20 protein-coding genes are annotated in these 15,936 nt (G+C 58.1%); all 20 read right to left on the bottom strand.

The features are described 5' to 3' along the window. Positions 1 to 66: 66 nt before the first annotated feature. Positions 67 to 600 carry a hypothetical protein gene (locus BXP70_RS27600; RefSeq protein ID WP_086597356.1) on the bottom strand — a complete coding sequence of 178 codons (534 nt, stop codon included), beginning with the start codon at positions 598 to 600 and terminating at the stop codon, positions 67 to 69. Position 601: 1 nt separating this feature from the next. After that, a complete protein-coding gene (locus BXP70_RS27595; protein WP_086597355.1) occupies positions 602 to 820 on the bottom strand; it encodes a hypothetical protein in 219 nt (72 codons plus the stop codon). Next, on the bottom strand, positions 817 to 1,629 hold the full coding sequence (locus BXP70_RS27590) for a hypothetical protein (protein ID WP_086597354.1): 813 nt from the start codon (positions 1,627 to 1,629) through the stop codon (positions 817 to 819). The genes BXP70_RS27595 and BXP70_RS27590 overlap by 4 nt, the downstream gene beginning before the upstream one ends. A gap of 106 nt (positions 1,630 to 1,735) precedes the next feature. Beyond that, on the bottom strand, positions 1,736 to 3,172 hold the full coding sequence (locus BXP70_RS27585; protein WP_086597353.1) for a DUF6056 family protein: 1,437 nt from the start codon (positions 3,170 to 3,172) through the stop codon (positions 1,736 to 1,738). A 248-nt stretch (positions 3,173 to 3,420) separates the two neighbouring features. After that, the gene (locus BXP70_RS27580) at positions 3,421 to 3,708 is read right to left on the bottom strand and encodes a hypothetical protein (RefSeq protein WP_086597352.1); all 288 of its coding nucleotides are present in this window, start codon (positions 3,706 to 3,708) and stop codon (positions 3,421 to 3,423) included. 14 nt (positions 3,709 to 3,722) lie between these two features. Further along, the gene (locus BXP70_RS27575; RefSeq protein ID WP_086597351.1) at positions 3,723 to 4,508 is read right to left on the bottom strand and encodes a hypothetical protein; all 786 of its coding nucleotides are present in this window, start codon (positions 4,506 to 4,508) and stop codon (positions 3,723 to 3,725) included. A gap of 5 nt (positions 4,509 to 4,513) precedes the next feature. Then, positions 4,514 to 5,107 (bottom strand): glycoside hydrolase family 19 protein, encoded by a 594-nt coding sequence (locus tag BXP70_RS27570; RefSeq protein ID WP_086597350.1) that lies wholly within the window; start codon positions 5,105 to 5,107, stop codon positions 4,514 to 4,516. Beyond that, positions 5,104 to 5,676: a bacteriophage holin gene (locus tag BXP70_RS27565; RefSeq protein ID WP_086597349.1), complete on the bottom strand. Its 573-nt coding sequence runs from the start codon at positions 5,674 to 5,676 to the stop codon at positions 5,104 to 5,106. The genes BXP70_RS27570 and BXP70_RS27565 overlap by 4 nt, the downstream gene beginning before the upstream one ends. Beyond that, positions 5,676 to 6,698, bottom strand: a complete 1,023-nt coding sequence (locus tag BXP70_RS27560) for a DUF6712 family protein (protein ID WP_086597348.1) — start codon at positions 6,696 to 6,698, stop codon at positions 5,676 to 5,678. The genes BXP70_RS27565 and BXP70_RS27560 overlap by 1 nt, the downstream gene beginning before the upstream one ends. Then, positions 6,667 to 8,061: a hypothetical protein gene (locus BXP70_RS27555; protein WP_086597347.1), complete on the bottom strand. Its 1,395-nt coding sequence runs from the start codon at positions 8,059 to 8,061 to the stop codon at positions 6,667 to 6,669. The genes BXP70_RS27560 and BXP70_RS27555 overlap by 32 nt, the downstream gene beginning before the upstream one ends. Continuing rightward, the gene (locus BXP70_RS27550) at positions 8,062 to 8,451 is read right to left on the bottom strand and encodes a hypothetical protein (RefSeq protein ID WP_086597346.1); all 390 of its coding nucleotides are present in this window, start codon (positions 8,449 to 8,451) and stop codon (positions 8,062 to 8,064) included. A gap of 302 nt (positions 8,452 to 8,753) precedes the next feature. Next, positions 8,754 to 10,421 (bottom strand): hypothetical protein, encoded by a 1,668-nt coding sequence (locus tag BXP70_RS27545; protein ID WP_086597345.1) that lies wholly within the window; start codon positions 10,419 to 10,421, stop codon positions 8,754 to 8,756. Then, on the bottom strand, positions 10,408 to 11,103 hold the full coding sequence (locus tag BXP70_RS27540) for a hypothetical protein (protein ID WP_086597344.1): 696 nt from the start codon (positions 11,101 to 11,103) through the stop codon (positions 10,408 to 10,410). Before BXP70_RS27540 ends, BXP70_RS27545 begins: the two co-directional genes overlap by 14 nt. Beyond that, positions 11,096 to 11,296 (bottom strand): hypothetical protein, encoded by a 201-nt coding sequence (locus tag BXP70_RS27535; protein WP_086597343.1) that lies wholly within the window; start codon positions 11,294 to 11,296, stop codon positions 11,096 to 11,098. The genes BXP70_RS27540 and BXP70_RS27535 overlap by 8 nt, the downstream gene beginning before the upstream one ends. Then, on the bottom strand, positions 11,293 to 11,931 hold the full coding sequence (locus BXP70_RS27530) for a hypothetical protein (RefSeq protein ID WP_086597342.1): 639 nt from the start codon (positions 11,929 to 11,931) through the stop codon (positions 11,293 to 11,295). The genes BXP70_RS27535 and BXP70_RS27530 overlap by 4 nt, the downstream gene beginning before the upstream one ends. Next, positions 11,928 to 12,098 carry a hypothetical protein gene (locus BXP70_RS30110; protein WP_179197877.1) on the bottom strand — a complete coding sequence of 57 codons (171 nt, stop codon included), beginning with the start codon at positions 12,096 to 12,098 and terminating at the stop codon, positions 11,928 to 11,930. The genes BXP70_RS27530 and BXP70_RS30110 overlap by 4 nt, the downstream gene beginning before the upstream one ends. Positions 12,099 to 12,252: 154 nt before the next feature. Further along, complete coding sequence (locus BXP70_RS27525) at positions 12,253 to 12,849, bottom strand: hypothetical protein (RefSeq protein WP_086597341.1); 597 nt, start codon at positions 12,847 to 12,849, stop codon at positions 12,253 to 12,255. A gap of 49 nt (positions 12,850 to 12,898) precedes the next feature. After that, positions 12,899 to 13,246 carry a hypothetical protein gene (locus BXP70_RS27520; protein ID WP_086597340.1) on the bottom strand — a complete coding sequence of 116 codons (348 nt, stop codon included), beginning with the start codon at positions 13,244 to 13,246 and terminating at the stop codon, positions 12,899 to 12,901. 92 nt (positions 13,247 to 13,338) lie between these two features. Then, positions 13,339 to 14,328, bottom strand: a complete 990-nt coding sequence (locus BXP70_RS27515) for a hypothetical protein (protein WP_086597339.1) — start codon at positions 14,326 to 14,328, stop codon at positions 13,339 to 13,341. 59 nt (positions 14,329 to 14,387) lie between these two features. Continuing rightward, complete coding sequence (locus BXP70_RS27510) at positions 14,388 to 15,794, bottom strand: S49 family peptidase (RefSeq protein WP_086597338.1); 1,407 nt, start codon at positions 15,792 to 15,794, stop codon at positions 14,388 to 14,390. Positions 15,795 to 15,936: the final 142 nt, after the last annotated feature.

The raw sequence follows: 15,936 nt of genomic DNA, 5'->3' as shown, positions 1-15,936 counted from the left end.
TCGCTTGCGGGTTAGTATCGGGCTCGTAATTGCTGAAAAGCCACTTTTTAAGGAGAAGGTGGAGCATTATTCAGGCAGGAAGGCGTCAGCCTTGTAGTGCAGGGCGGCTGAAGCGGGTGTAGTAAAATCAAAGTCCCAGCGGGTGCCGTACCAGGTGCCGTTGGCGAGCGGGCCGATTTCATCCGACTGGATGCTGTTCACGTCGAGGCGGTTTTTTACCTGGTACTTTGGGTCGGCCAGGATGCCGGCCAGGATTTCTTCGCCGGTTTGCTCGGTGCGGTCAAGCGCCTGCTCGATGCCGTCGTACTTGCGGTCGGGCACTTGCTGCAGCACCATAAAGGCACCGGCGCGCACCCGGGTGCGGTTGTCGCCACTTTCGCGGTATTGCGTATGGAACGACTCCAGCACGAGCACCTGCTGGCCAGGGCCGGCCTTCAGCTGCGTGAGCAGTGAGTTGAGCTCCGCCATGTCGACGATCTTTTGCAGCGGGTCGATGCTCACCACGATGCGGGCGAACCTAGGTGCCGCCTCGGTGTGCTGAATGAGTTTGTGGCGCTTGGCCCAGCCACGGAAAAGGGCGTTGTAGTCGGTCGTTCTCATCTTATTTGTAGCGTTTGCGTGAAGTCATATAGCCGCGGTAAGGCTGCGGCGCCGGCACATGCTTACAGGTTTCTATCTCTGGCCAAAAGGTTACTTCCGGGTCTTTTTCTGTGAACTCCACGACTTCACCAACTTCGATGGCCATGCCACGTCGGGCGAGTTCGGATAGGGTGGTTTGGCCGACGCCGACCAAACTGGCTGCTATTAGGTAGGCTTTCATTTGCGGGCAGCGTTTTGCGCTTTCGTGTGGGCACGGGCGATATCTTGCATTTCGGCCAAGATGGTGCGGGTATTTTGCTGGGCGGTTTGCTCCAGCGTGCCGAATGCGCCGCCGGAGAGTTTGCGCAGTACGCGGCCCCAGTCGCCGGCGTCTTTGGTTTTCACCGCTTCCTCCGCGGCCTCGAACACTTCCGGGAACTCGCGCTCGATTTGCGCGCGGCAGCCGCGGTACCAGGTAAGGATGGCGAGCTTCTCGTCCTCAGCTAGGTGCTTCAGCCGCTCGATGAAGTACTCGGTCTGGTGTTCGTTGAAGGACTGGCGCCGGTCGCCGTTCCACCGCGGGTTGCTGGGACCTAGCTTGGGAATGATCGGGCGGTAGAGCGTGGCCACTAGGTAGTCGAGGGCCTCCGGCACTTGCCGGGTGGTATAGAGCCGGAAGTAGGTATCGGCGAAGATGAACTCGCCGAACAGCATGTTTCTGAAGGATGACTTCGGGCCGACCCAGCGCGTGCGCTTGGCGTCGTGCTGCACCGGCAGCTTGAACTCCGGCAGCAGCTGCTCGGTGAGGAACTGATCCTCGGCAAACAGAAAGTCGGTGAGCGGATACAACTGCACCACCACGATAGCCGACTGGTTAAGCAAAACTCCGATCGGGGCGCTGATGGCGCTAAGCAACAGCAACCGAATGTCCCACTGCTTGGGCTTCGGGCCGTAGAGAATGCGCACCACCTGCAGCAGTTGCTTTTTGCTGAGCTGGTTCCACTTGGTGGGCACCTGGTAGCTTTTGGCGCCGATTTGTAAGGTATGCATCCCCAAAACTGCCGCCGGCGACTTCGGGTAAAAAGGACACGAAAAAGCTCAACGCAAGCAGCAATGTCCCGAAGAAGTAATCGCTCCCTACTGCATATTGACCTTTTTAGAAGGCAGCATCGCGCGCAGTTGGATCGACGCGTACGGAATCAACACCGAAATAAGTGGCCATATAACGATTATAGGGGGCATTGTAGGTAGGCAGGATGTCATATCCACGAATAAGCACGTAGCGCGGCGTCACATAACGAATAGGAGGAAACTGCACATTTACATGCGGCTGCGCCCTGGCAACTTGCTGTAAGAAGCTATACCGCTGGTGACTTTGCCTATTCCAGGCCGGCGCCTCTACGAGTAGTTCACACCAGGCACGCACCACGGGAGGCCCTAAAAGGAGGCACAGCAATCCTGCACTGACTTGGCGTGCTGTTCGGCTGGAAGAGATACTTAGCACGGGCTCTGCCGGCAAGGCCGCCCAACAAGCCGCTGGCCACCCTAGTAGTAGCCACCATAGCAAAACGTTAGCACAACGAGCCACGATAGAAGGCGTCGCGATTTCTAACTGCATCAAGAAAGCACCTAGAAAAACACCCCCTAGTAATACCATTCCGCTAAAAAGTAAAGGCAACCGGAAGCCAAGTGGCCGTACAGCCACCACGTGAGGTGCTAGGGGCTGCAACACCAGTGGTACAACTAGAATAAGAAGAGTACTCGGTTGCCACAGCAGTAACTGCAACGCTTTAATCAGCCATAGGGGCTGCCAGAATTGCAGCAGCTTACTAGCTGCGCTTCCAACACTTGCGGTTTCTCGATGTAGCCGATTTAAATTACTTGGTGCCAGCACGTCGAACAGTGCCGTACCCACTAACAGCACAAGCAAGCTTGCCCAACGACCGGCATGCTTATACTCGCCACGCACGAGGCTAATGCCACAAGCGACAGCGAGCAGCCACCCTAGTAACACTGTAACGAGTTCACTGGAGCCACTTACGAAGACAATGCTGCATGCTGCTAGTCCGAACCAATAGGCACGAACTGTCGGCCGCTTTTCCTGGTGCGCGCGGGCAACGACCACCGGCAGCAACAGAAGCATGAGGCTTGCAAGATGATGGGTAGCTTGGGAGGAAAACCAGTACAGCGCTGAGTGTATATCGGGGATAATGGCGACAAAGAGCAGAAATAGTCCTGTCGTTAACAGCGCCGTCGTAAGTTGACTGATAGCATGCTGCAGCAAACTGCGCAGGCTGCACCACAAAGCCAGTAAGGTCAACAAAACAATGCCTAGGTTGCTGACTCCTATCCCGCTCGGCCAACCGTAGGAAAGAGGGTTCAGGCTCGTCAGCAGCAAAGAAGCCACGAATCGCCCATTCCAGTGATGATAGAGAAAGACTTGAGCACCCCACAGCCCATGTGCTCGAAAGGCATTAGCATAAGCATAGTCATCCAGATAGGGCTGATTATAGAAGCACAGCAGTAAAAAGGGCACTAACGCTAAGAGTAGAATAAAAAAGACGAGTTTAGTCCAGCGGGGAGAGAGTAACATGTAGCATGTACTAGTTCAGCGACAAGTTATTGCGAAACACTACGCTGACAATAGGAACCGTAACGCCGAAGTATGGTATTGCACGAGTTGGCTACCTTACAACAGAGCCATAATGCGTATATTTGTTTACTTGCTAGGACCTGAGAAGCCTAGATGGTGAACCAAACAAAAGCCCGCTTAGCATACTGTTAAGTGGGCTTTTGTTTGGTTCACCATCTAGGCTTCGTGCTTATTGCTTTTCCAGCACCTCAATGCCACTTTTTGACTTCTTGCTCGAGACCCGCAATCACCTGCACCAGTTGGAGCTCGAACGCATTGAGCGGCGTTAGCGGGAAAAGATTGTAAGCCGCTAGGATTTCATTAGTCTCGACTGAGTCAACGAAAATGGGCGTAGCCACTGGCAGGCGCTGGGGCCGCAGCTCCTGCTCTTTTTCATCCTGCATATCTTCGTCACCGTTGCCATTCAGGAACGGCTCGCGATCCGCTCCAGCGGGCATTGGCTTGCGGAAGCCAATGGTATTCTGTCTCTTATCCATAGTAACAAAATCAGTTAGTGCGGCGGCTTCTGATCAATTCTTGCCTTCATTTCCCGCATCAGCTTCAGGCGCTGCTGGTGCTCGCGTCCCTCCTTCCGCAACTCCCGCATATTCTGCCGGTGGTTTTGGCGCCGGGCTTTGCGGTGCTCGCGTTCGACTCGCTTAGCCCCTATGTGGTCGTAGTTGCGGCTGTGTGGGATGATCAGCTGCTTTTGCGCCGATGCCGGCGCACTGGCCAGGCACAGCGCCACGAGCAGCCCTAGGCCGGGCAGCCAGCGGAGGCGCGCGTTGAACTTGGCTCCAGCATATACGCTGGCCACGATAAGCACCGCAAAAACGTACCAGGGCGTGGTTTTAGTAATAGTCTGGACGACTTCCCTGGGCTTTTCCTTTGTTTTGTACCCACCGTTCTGGCCCCGTAAATCGACCTTTTCCTGGGCCGTGACGCTGCTCTGGCCGGTGGCTATGTTGCTCTTTTTATTGCCGGTGGGCGCGTTGTAGATGTTGACCGTAGTCGTGCTTTTATCGACCACTTTGCCACCGGTTAGCTTCGCTTTCGCCCAGGCTACCAGCCCGCTTTTTTGCACTGGCTGCGGCTCCTGCCCATAATCGTAGCCGGAAGGTATGCTCTGCGCATAGGGTGGGCGCTTGTAGCGCACTTCCAGTTCGTGGCGCGTGGAGTCGGTGGCCAGGTGCGCGGGCCTGGGCTCTAGTAATTCAAGTAAGGCTAGCTCGGATCGGCAGCCGATACAAGCCTGCAGCAGCAGGCATAGTAGGATAGATAAGTAACGGTAAGACATGGCACTTATAGAGTTGGATGAATGGCAGCTAGAAAATGGCGGTAATAGCAGACGATGGTATCGGCGCAGTCCAGGCCGTTGATGATGCGCCGGGCGTTTTTGGGATCTTCGCGCGGACCTAGGAAATAGTCGTCGAGCTTCTTGCCGGTGAACTTGCCGAGCACCGAACCCTCGACCAGAATTTTCACGGCATTACCAGGCACTAGGGCCTTGTCCGGGTCCTTCACCAGGTCGACGCCAATCAGCTTGCTGAAGGCAGCGTAATTGCCGCGGCCGGTGATCTGCACGTAGCCGCGGCCATGGTAGCAGGCGCCGTCGCCGGGCAACACGTTGCCTAGCTCTTTGGCCACATGCGGCCGGGCGCCACCCTTATCATACATCTTGAAAAAGTAGGCGTCGCCGCCCCGCTCGTGCACCGGCTCCATGGTTTTGCCGGTTTCGTGGTAGGCCGTGGCGAGCAGGTAAGCCAGGGCCTGCATGTCGGTGAGCTTGCGCGCCTCGTAGTAGTCGAGGATGGCCGTCATATTGGCCACGTGCGCCGTCGATAGCGAGCCGAAGAGCGACTGCCGGATGCAGTCGAAAAACAGTTTGCGGTTCATTGTAGTACTCCGTCAATTGGTGGCGATTCGATGGAGGCAGTCACAGGTTGTGCTGGCTCAGGAGCAGCGGCTGATGCCGCGCTGGGGATGGCGACGATGCCTTCGTCGGCAATCACCGCCAGGCGCAGGCGCAGGGCTTTGGGTACCATGCGCGGCTCGATGAAGGCGATGTGCTCCAGGATGCTGAGGCCCTCGCGAGCCATCATGCAGGAATACATGAAGTAGTCGAACCACTGGAAGAGCACGTTCGGGTTTCCCCGCACGGTGAAGTGCGTCATCACGTGGCTGAGGATGAGCATGTTGGCGTACAAGCACAGCTTGATGAAGATGCGGCTGAAGCCGCGGCTGCTTACCGTGCGCAGCTTCCAACTGCGCTGCACGCCCATCACCGTGTCGACCAGGATTAGCACCAGCAGAAAGCTGAGGAAGTCCCAGTCGGAGAAGAGGTATTTCTCCACCAACTGCTTCGCAATAAGCAAGTAGGGCGATACCTGCAAGCTGATCTTAGCGGCCTCCACAGTCTTCGGGCCAGTGGCTACGCTGATGAGGGTATTTAGCAGGGAGCGCATCAGATGAATTTGTAGGTGCGCGCGCCTTCCCGGTTGACCGGGTTGCGGGGCGTGGCAGGGTTGGCGTAGGCGCTGGAGGCGAAGTAGGTGGCATACTTCTCAGCCGAGGCCTGCTCGTTCAGGTGCTGGCGCAGCTGCAGTAGGTACACGCGCGCGGTCTGCTCGGCGTCACGAGCACGCGCTGCGAGCAGTTGGTCGAGGCCGGCGTCGGCTTCCTTCGTGTTATCCTCGTCGATGCGGGCAATGCGCAGCTCGATGCCGTCGCCCGTTAGGCGCAGGCCCAGCGCTGGCACCGCGTGGGCTAGCGTGAGGTGGGCCAGCAACGGCCGCACGTAGGTGTGCAGCAAGTGCTCGTTTTCGGGCGTGACAGTGCGGGTGCGCACTTGCTCACTGAGTTCCTGCAGGAACTCAACGCCGAGCACCGGCGTGAGCATGAACGAGGACTGCACGCGCAGCACCGGCCGCAGGGCGTCGAATACTTTCCAGGAATCCTGGATATCGACGTACTGGCTGAACTCGGGCGCCGACGTGATGAGCAGATACCGGTGGCGCTGGCCAGCGTACGACGTGGCCCACGCTTGCAGTTCTTCGGACGACTTATAGTTATCCTCTAGCCACTGCAACAGTACGTTCAGGTCGAGGTAGCCCTTGCGCTGCAGCGTGCGCTCCAGCCGGGATACCTGCCAGTTAAAGGCGGTCTTGTCGGTCTGGGTGCTCACGATGTGAATGCCGGTGTCGTCGATGAACACCTGCAATTCATCCAGCACGCTGCCGGTACCGATGCGCGCCAGCGGCGCCTGCACCAGGCGCAACAGTTCACCCGCGAGTGAATCTTCGTCCGCTAGGTTCGGGATCGTTTTGTTCTGCTCACGCAGCCAGGCGAGCAGTTCGTCGCCAAGGATAGGCCGCAGCAACTGCGACTCCAGCCGGGCTAGCTCGGTGGCCAGTGGCTTCGGCAGTTCGGTCAGGTTGCTATTGAGCGTGACGTACTTATTCAGTTCCTGCGTTGTCTGGAGCAGCATTGCCTACACTTGTTTTTACCGGCGACGAAGCGTCGAGCGTCTGCACCAGCGGGTTGAGGAATCGGAATTCGAGGTCGGCCGGCCAGCCGTTGTAGTCGCGCACCAGGTACAGCGGCTCCAGCACCAGGTCCTGGTGGAAGCGGTGGGTGCTGATGAAGGTGTTGAAGGCCACGCGCTTGTCGGAGCCACTGCCGGCGCCCATGCCCTTGCCGGGCGAGATGCCGACCAGCGTCGGGTCCACGCTCAGCGCGGTGTAGATGTGGGAGCTCGCTTCCTGCGAGTCTTCGATGTGCAGGCCCGACTTGATTTTGTCATCGATGGGCGTGACTTTGAAAACGCTGATCGGCTGCCCGTTTTGCGGATCCGGAATGGTGACCGTCAGGATGGCTTTGCCGGTGCCCTGGGTGCCGGCCATCTTATCTTCGAAGGCCGTCAGCTCCTCATCGATGATGGCTTCGCGCTGCTCCTCGAGCTTGGAATCCCAGTCGGGGTACTTCCACTGCCAGTAGCGGATATCGGCCTCAATCAAATACTTGATCGTGAGCTGATTCTTGAACAGCGCGGCCTTAAATTCCGGGATAGCTTGCGCCACGTCGAGCCACCCACTTTTCCGAATAGAGTTCCACGCAGCGAGTTGGTAGAGCGCTTGACCAGGGCTAGGGATCGACAGGGGATAGATGAACTTGTAGCCGCGCGTATCTTCGCGTAGGCGCTCCACGGCATCCAGGTACGGGTCGAGCACTGGCACCTGCGTCGTGTAGCCGTCGCCGGGCTTCGCTTCGGGCCAGTTGGCCGAGATGTAGCCCCACTGCGGCACCGGGCTTTTCAGCGTCGGTACCGAGTAGCGGTAAAACGCCGTGTCGGGCGTCGAGAGGCTGGTGATAAGGCTGCGGTCACGCGAGGTGATGATCTCCGGGAAGCCGTTGTTGAACACAATGATGTTCTGAAGCGACTCGAAGGCGTAGCGCGGAATGTTGGAGCGGCGAAAAAACGCCTCTACTTCCGGGATCCGCTCGCGCTTAAACTGCTCATTGCCATCTTTATCGTAGCCCGTAACGCGGCCGTACACCACGCCACCGCCGTACACAGCCCGCACCTTCCATTCCAGTACTGCCGGCAGGATGGTGTTGGCGTTAATGGCCTTAATAACCTGTTGCGGGAAGTCGTTGGCATCGCCCCACAAGGCTATTTCGCCACTAACACCCTTCTCAACGGGCGTCGTGGAGGGCGCGCCCTCTACCTTGCTCGGCGCGGTCGGTGCGCTGCCGGCCGCGGCGCTGAGCGCCCCGTTGAGGCGCACAAAAGCGCCCGTACGAGGCAGATAGCCCATATTTCGGGCCGCGGTGAATACAATATTGCTCATTTAAATAATGACTTTGCGGCCCGCCACGGACACCAGCAAGTAGATGTGCACCTTCACCAGCGCGCCGGTGCGGGTGTCCACGAGGTTGCGCGTGGCGTTCTGATAGTGATTGGGGTCTTTGGGCGCTGGTACCACGCCATTGGGCACCGGTACCATGCCGTCAGCGGCGCAGTCGGCCCGCTGCTCGTCGGTTTCTTCGCCGGGCAAGGGCGCGCGGAAGGTGGCTTCCGCCTTGCGCTTGCCACTGCCTAGGCGCGCGGCTGGCAGTTCGCCAAAGTCGCCGCCGGTTTTCTTGCGGCGGTTGGCTTTAACATAGCGCACCGCGACCGGCGTACCGGATTCTAATAGCTCTAAAGCATCTTTTAAGCGGATAGGAGTCGTAGCGTTCATTACCCAAAACTGCCACCGCCCTGACCCTAGGAAAAGGACACAAAACCGCCCGCACCGGCCCGAAATGGGACAAAAAGCCAATCTCAACGGGTATTGCGTTTGCGCGCTGCAAACGACGTTTTTAGGCAATTTGGGCGCGTTCTAGTCTCAGAGGTGTAGCAGAATGCCCCGGCTTGCACTAATCACGGTCGGCAGCTGCCGGTACCGACTTCGGGGATATCTGCCACGGCCGCACACGAAAAAGCCCCGACCGCAGGGTCGAGGCTTCGTTGCTCAGTCAGCACTAGGACACGTGTCCGAGATCAACGCGACATGATGATCACGTTGCTGAAGTTCGGCATGGTGCTGACCACGTCGGTACCAATGCTCAGCAAGTGCAGGTCGATGGTATCGGTGAAGTGGGTCGCGTGCTCCTGCGGGAAGCTCTCCTTCCGCTCACTCGACTTAACCTTACTGATGTTGCCTTTGCTATCCTGGCTTACAGGAGCGAACAGCATAGCTTGCACTGCATCCTTGGTATTGACCTTGTTGAAGCGCACACGCAGGATCTTGGGGTGCATCTTCTCGGCCAGCACCTGCTGCCCTACCAGGTAGCGCGTGGGGTGGCCAGGCACGCGACCTAGGTTGGCCCGTACCACGCGCCAGCCACGTGCCTGGAGCACCTTAATGAACGTCTCGTTCAAGGTCCAGGGGGAGTTAGGATTGCGGTTGTTACCCCATTCGGCATCCTCTAGGAACACCACCTCCTTGCGCAGCTGGTAGGCATAGTACTCACAGAAGTCACTGGCTAGGTCCGCCACCATCTTGGGATGCTTCACATACATGCCCTTCAGGATGCGGTACTCACGCACGTCCTCGTGGATTTGGCCCACGGTAAGCACCGATATTTTACCGCCCCAGTCCACAGCCACTCGCAAGGGCAGGTGGCTACGGCAGTCACTATCCATGCGCGAATCGGGCGTGCTGAGTTTCTTGAGGTTATACTCCAGCCCTAGGATATAATCATCATTGGCGCACTCCTGCACGTGCACGGCCTGATTGAGCATGGGATAGAAGCCACCATCGACCGTTGTAGGCCGCCGATTCATGATTTCAATCATGAATGTGAAGTCCGTCATGAACTGGCGCTGATCCTTCAGGTACTGCAGCCCTAGGTTCTGAATGTTGTCCAGCGCATTCGCCTCACTGTAGAAAGTGCCTTTTTGGGCCTTGGAGGGGAAATAGCGGATGTCCTGCATCAGCTTGACCACCTGCTCCCGCCAGATATGCAGCCGCTCCTCGTCGCTGGTGGCGTCGATGAAGCGCACTTGCGCCTCAATCAGCTCATTTTGGCGCTGCACCAAATCGATGCCCTCGTCTTCGTAGTATTTCGACTTATCCAGCAGCCAGCGGCCCTGGTCGCCCCAGGGCATCGACGAAAACAAGAAAACGCCGTGGTGCTTCGGATTTTTGCCGAAATACTGCCCATTGCCGCGGTTGGTGGCCGATAAGTCAGCATCGAGCTTCTGCTTATCGAAAAGCAGCGCTTCGTCGCCTAAAAAGCCATCGACGTTCAGACCGCGCGAGGCGCTGCCGCCGGCGTCGAGGCTTACCAGGTGAAACCCGGTGCCATTGGCGAAAATGATGAAATGGTCATACTCCAGCGGGCCTTGCAGCGGCCGGTCCCACCGCAGGGAAGGTGGTGGCCGGCGCCCGACGTAGTAATCGCGGTTCAACTTATAACCAAGTGCTTCCAGGCCGGCCACGGTGCTCGGCAGCGTCCGGGTGAGCACCTGCTTATAGGTCGAGCCAACGATAACCCAGCACGAGCGCGGCATGGTCTGCACGATTTCGTGGATATCCCACGAAATGATGGTCGACTTGCCGGTACCACGGCCCCAAATGGAAACGCCCTCCTTTTTGCCCTTCGCCGTAATGTAGCGCAGCTGCGGCTGGTTGAATTTGAGCTTAACCTGATCAACGATTACCATCGTCGGCGTCCTCCCCTTCGCGCAGCTCTAGCAGCATTTGCTCCATTTGCTCAGCGCCGAAAACGTTCTGCTGCACGGCCTCCTGGATCAACTCGTACTCGGCATCCGTCACGTCATCGAGCTTACCTAGGTCGATGGCCTTGGGCTTCTTGTCGCCCACTTGCAGGTTGATGATGTACGACGTGTTCCCGGAGCCGCTGTTGCTATCCTCGCCCTGCGCATCAGCGCGTAACAGGCCCTGCAGCACGGCTTCTAGCTTCGCCGCGGCCAAGGCGCCACGCACGTCGGGTGGGCGCTGGGTGAGGCAAAGCTGTTTGATCATTTGCACCTGGGTGAGCAGCAGGGCGCGGGCGCCTTGCTTTTTGACCTTCTTCAGGTCACCGTATAGGTTCTGCGCATCGGCCAGGCGCCGGAAACACGTAGCCCGGCTGATATCGAACTGCTTGGCCATGAGTGGCCACGCCTGCTCGAAGGTGTGATAGTTGAGCAGCAGGGCGTAAGCAGCCTCCATTTGCTGATTAACCAGTTGATCAGCCTTCGATAGCCCTTTGATACCCGGCCCGGTACCATGCGCCTCCTCAAGCGAAGCAGCATAGATACGCTCCACGGCGGTCGAGTTCGGCAGCTTCACGGCGGCCGCCACGGCGGCCAGTTCTTTAGGCAGTAATAATTCGTCACTCACTTGCTGTAGCGTTTTCTAGCTTCTGTAATTTTTCTAAAGCCTCAAGGGCGGACACGCACACGTCGACGTGGTGACGCCAATTCTTGAGGTATTCCGCACTGTGCTTTGTTGGGCGGAGCGTGAGCCGATCAATGGCTTTCGTACCACGTTCAGCATCGCGCGTAAACTGCTCGATTAGTTGTTCGATGGTCATGATTTCAGCTTAGCTCGGATTAGCTTAATCTCTTTCTCCATCGCCGGCAGCTCAGCCGCGCGCTTGGGGTTCTTGCGCACCTTGCTGCGCAGGGCTACCAGGTTATCGAGGCGCCGGCGTAGCTCACCGGCGTCGGTCACGTCGACCGTGGCCACTGGGCCGGCCGGCAAGCTGCCGTGCGCCAGCACATGCTTGAGCAGTTGCATCGTCTCCAGCACCTCGTCGCCGATATCCAGGATCCGGAAGGCTAGCTTGCGCCGGTCGTTTTGCCGCAGGCCTGGCGCGGTGAGCTGCGCATGCTTGTGGCTGCGTTCGTCACGCAGGGCCTTTAGTTGAGCGTTCACGTGCGCCAGGGCAGCCGGGTCGACTGCTGGCGGCTCTGGTTCCACGTCGGCGGGTTTTGGAACGGTTTCGTGGCGTTCCGGCACCAGCTCAGGCTGTTTTGGTAGCACTGCGGGCGCAGGCGTGGCCACGAGCTTGTGTAGCTCGCGCACGAGCGACGTCCGGGCGAAGGTTGTCTCGCCCTGCCTGAACAAGTGCTGGTACACGGCACTGGGGCCATATGCTTCATAGAGCGCCACGCCGGCGGCGAAGTCTTTGGGCTGAGCCAGCCAGGCGACGATGGCTGACGTCATTTTGGTAGCTCCTGCAGATCGTCGACCGTGGTGGTAAAAGGCAGGCCGGTGGCTAGGCTCTTTACCTTGGCCTCGCGAGTAGTCTCGTTAACTGAGATGACGCGGATCTTGTGGCCAGTGGCAGTCTGGCACACCATGAGTTTTCGGGGCTTGAATATCTTATGCATACCCAAAACTGCCGATGGCGACCTCGGATAAAAAGGACGCAAAAACGCCCCGGCCAATGGCACGGGGCGTTTCCCTCTGATAGCGTTCCGAACGCTGCTGGTGGCTACAGTAGCCTATATTTGCCCGTGGGCTGGTTGGTCGCTAGAGAGGAGGTTAGGAGCCGTCGCCGGCTGGTTCAGGAGTCGTTACCACTGGTGCTGGTGCACCGATCTTCGACTTCTCAACCACGGCACCGGTGTAGATTTTGATACCTACTGCGTAGCAATCACCTTTCACGGTGAAGCCGCGACGACCGCTGGAGAGCTTGGCCGAGTCCCAGCTAGGAGCAAGCTCGCAAGGCAGACCTTCGGCACCAACCTGGATCAACGTTCCGTCCGCATCTGGTACCAGCATAATGCCGCCGATGTTCTTGACGATGTTCAGGAACTCCATCGACTCAGGCTTCGAACCGGGGTGAAAGCCTTCGAAGTTGAACTTCAGGCCGCGGCCGTCTCGCTCACCAACCATGTCAGCTTTCAGCTGGTTCGAATCCAGCGTGATGTAGATGCGCAGGAAACCTAAGCCTGGCTTGAAGGTGTGGCTCGCGGCAATGATGGCCGACGTACCCGGTGCGGCGGCTGCCGAGTACTTGGGCGCCTTGGCGATCGTTTCGAACCAGGTCTCGGGGGCAAACAGCACGTAGCCTAAGAGGCCAGGGGTGTTGTCGGCGCCATCCAGGCCACCTAGGTCGGATAATTTAGAGATATCCATGAGGGATTAGCAGCTAACTTATTGAAGTATAATTGACTATCGAGGCGAATTAGTCCAGCGCTTTAAGCAAGCCGGAACCATTCTCCACGAGCTCCTTCACCAAGTCCTTATCGGTCTTGAGCTTCTCAGCGTCAACCTCGATGTTGCGGATGATGAACTTGCGGGCGAGCACCTGGTAGCGCTTCTTCTCGTGGATAATCACGGGCAGCGCACCGGCGCCTTGCGCCTCAGCGGCTTTGAGCTGCTCGGTCTGGCCTTCGATGATGGCATCCTTGTCGGCAGACTCTTGTTCCTTGGCAGCAAGCTGCTGCTTGAGTTGCTCCAGCTGCTGCTCCAGCGTGAGTTCTTTGGGTGCCGAGGCTTGCTGCTCGGTCGAAGTTGGTTTGTTATCGGCCACAGTCGTAGGGCTTTGATGTAAATACAATGAGTTGGCACCTACAAAGCCGGCTCCCTCTGCAGAAAGCCGGCTTTGTGCGACGCTGAAAAGGACTAGGCAGCTAGGTCCTGGTCGTTGGTGAAAATGGCTCCTGGCATCAGGAAGCCGACGCCCTTGCGGAAGTCCGTGTAGAGCTTCACCTTGCGGTCGACGTTCTCGATCTGGAACTGACCCGCGTTCTGCGTTTTCTTCTCCAGGCGGATCATGTTGTCGGCGGGCGACATCCAGATCTTGGTCGAGTCGCCCATGGAAGGCAGACCAATCACGCGCTGACGAGCGTGCTGAATCGGCACCGCGGTGGCCAATGGGTTGTTGCCATCTGGCGTGGGGGCACCCTGCACATAGGCCGTGGTCAGGTTGTACTTGGCGTCACGACCGATGGCGTAGCGCAGGGCTAGGTCTTCGTTCATGTTCATGTACATGGGCACGTTGCGGTAACGCTTCAGCGTCGTGTGCGCCATGGCTTCCACGTAGTCGCAGAATGCCTTGGGATCCGACGGAATAGCACCAAGCACCATGGGCACCGTTTTGCCGGAAGTGATGAAGCCGTTTACCTGCACCTTGATGCCGTCCATGGCCGTACCAGCAGCACCAGGCACAGTGCCGTTTGGCTCCGCACGCACACCTAGGTAGATTTCGTTGAGTTCGTAATCTTCCTGGATCTGAGGCAACGCGTGCACTTCGATGAACCAGCGCACGAAAGGCCATGCCTTCCGATCCAAGCTGTCGCCGGCTAGGAAGCCGAGCCACGTGGCCTCCAAATCGTCTGGCGTCTCTTCTAGGTCAGCCTTCATCCGGAAGTTCTTGATCACGATGGGCAGCGCCTCGAGCGCACCCAGCGGGGTCCAGTTCTTATGGAAAGGCTGCAGGATCCGGCCGAGGCGCGTCTGCGAAGCCTGGTACAACGTGTCGTCCGTCACGCGAGGCGAGAAGAGTTGCTCCGTCACGGCTGGGCGGAACAGCAGCTGCACCAAGCGGGCAGCGTTTTGGCCGTTATTCAGGTAGTAGGCACCGAACTCGGCAATAATGGCCGCAATGGTCATTGTCGTTGTTAGATAAAAATGAAGAGATAGATATTGCTGTTGGTAGTGCTTGCTGGTGATTAGCCTTGCTTGCCGCTGAAGAGCGGGTTACCGTCCAGAACTTTGTTGTGGGGCAGCTCGTCGATGAGCTTCTGGTTGGCATCGGCGTCGCCGCTCTCCTCCACGTCGCTCTCACCTTCCCGGCGAATGGCGCCGGTCTGCTCAGCACCGGGCAGCTTAGCGTACTTCTCCGCATCTGCTTTGAAGTCGTCGCGCTGCTTGACCAATTCGGCCACCGACGTCACGCCGGCAGCCTTCAGGGCATTCTCAGTAGCTTGGATGGTAGATTGGGCGGTGGTAAGCTGCTCAGCCTTAGCCGTTAGGTCATCGTAGGCAGCCTCGGTAATGATGGCTGCGCCTTTGATGCCAGCTGCGGTTAGCTCAGCATTGGCCGCGGTGGCTTCCTCAGCCGACACGGTTTCTTTATTGACGAGAGCGAGCATAGCGGCGCCCAGCGTCAGGTTTTTCTTAGCGAAAAGTGACACGTTATGTAAAGTTGAAGGGGTGACAGATTGGGCTGAGCTCGTGCCAGCGGTGTCGGCTTCCTCAGCCAGCTGCAGGGCGAGGGCCACGGCGTCGTCGAACGTGCCGAGCACGTCGCCAAGACCGTTCTCGACATTGGCCTGCCCGATGTAGACCATGCCAGAAAGCAGTTCCTTTTCCTGCTTAGCGTCGAGCTTACCGTCGCGATTGGTGCGCACGGTGCTCAGGAATACTTCGTTTAAGGGATCAAGCAGCTCCTTTTGGATGGGCTTGATGTTGCCGGCAATAGCTTGGTCGAAGGCAGCGTTTTTGTTGGTACTGGCCGTGGCAGTAACAGATATGGGCTTAATGCCCATCTTCTCGAAGAAGCCCGTGAAGTCGAGGAACTCGACCTTGGTGCCGATGCTGCCTATCATGGCCGTGCGGCCACCGACGACGATACCACCGTTGGCGCCGGATCCGGCCCAGTAACCGGCTGAGCACATCTGCTCCGCGTAGCTTACAAAAGGCTTTTGGGTATTGGCGATGACGCTGCCAAACGACTCCAGCCCCATGGTGGAGCCACCGGGCGTACGCCACACGCCCACGTGGGCAACGATGTTTTCATGCGCATCGGCCGCTTGGATGCGCTGGCCGATGGTACGCGTGCCCATACCGAACCACGTATCTTCTGGCAGCATCACCCCCGCGATGGTATGGACGGCCACTGAACCGGCTGGCACTTCGCTGAGCGCGTTGTAGCCTATGACACCTAGAGCTGCCGCGTGCGGCGTGATCGCATAGCAAGCGGCAATCGGCTCCTTCTCCTCGTCATCGTCCCAGCTAGAGGCACTGATTTGCCCCGTAAGCAACTGAGCAGCCAGCGGCATAAAGGTCTGCACGGCCGTCGCCTCCAGGAGGAACGCACCGTGCAGAATAGCAGATAGAAGAGTATTGATACGCATCGATAGCTGGTAAGAATCGATGCAAAACTGCCGGCAGCGGGTGCCTACAAAAAGGACACGAAAAAGCCCCTCTCGTTCGGGAGAGGGGCTAGGGGTGTTAGGCTGCCACGAGCAGGGTATTGACGCTCCACAGGCCTTGCCC

It is taken from the genome of Hymenobacter crusticola, from assembly GCF_002154225.1.
GTDB classification, from domain to species: domain Bacteria; phylum Bacteroidota; class Bacteroidia; order Cytophagales; family Hymenobacteraceae; genus Hymenobacter; species Hymenobacter crusticola.
The sequence above is the reverse complement of the archived record's forward strand: the minus strand, read 5'-3'. Positions and strand labels throughout refer to the sequence as shown.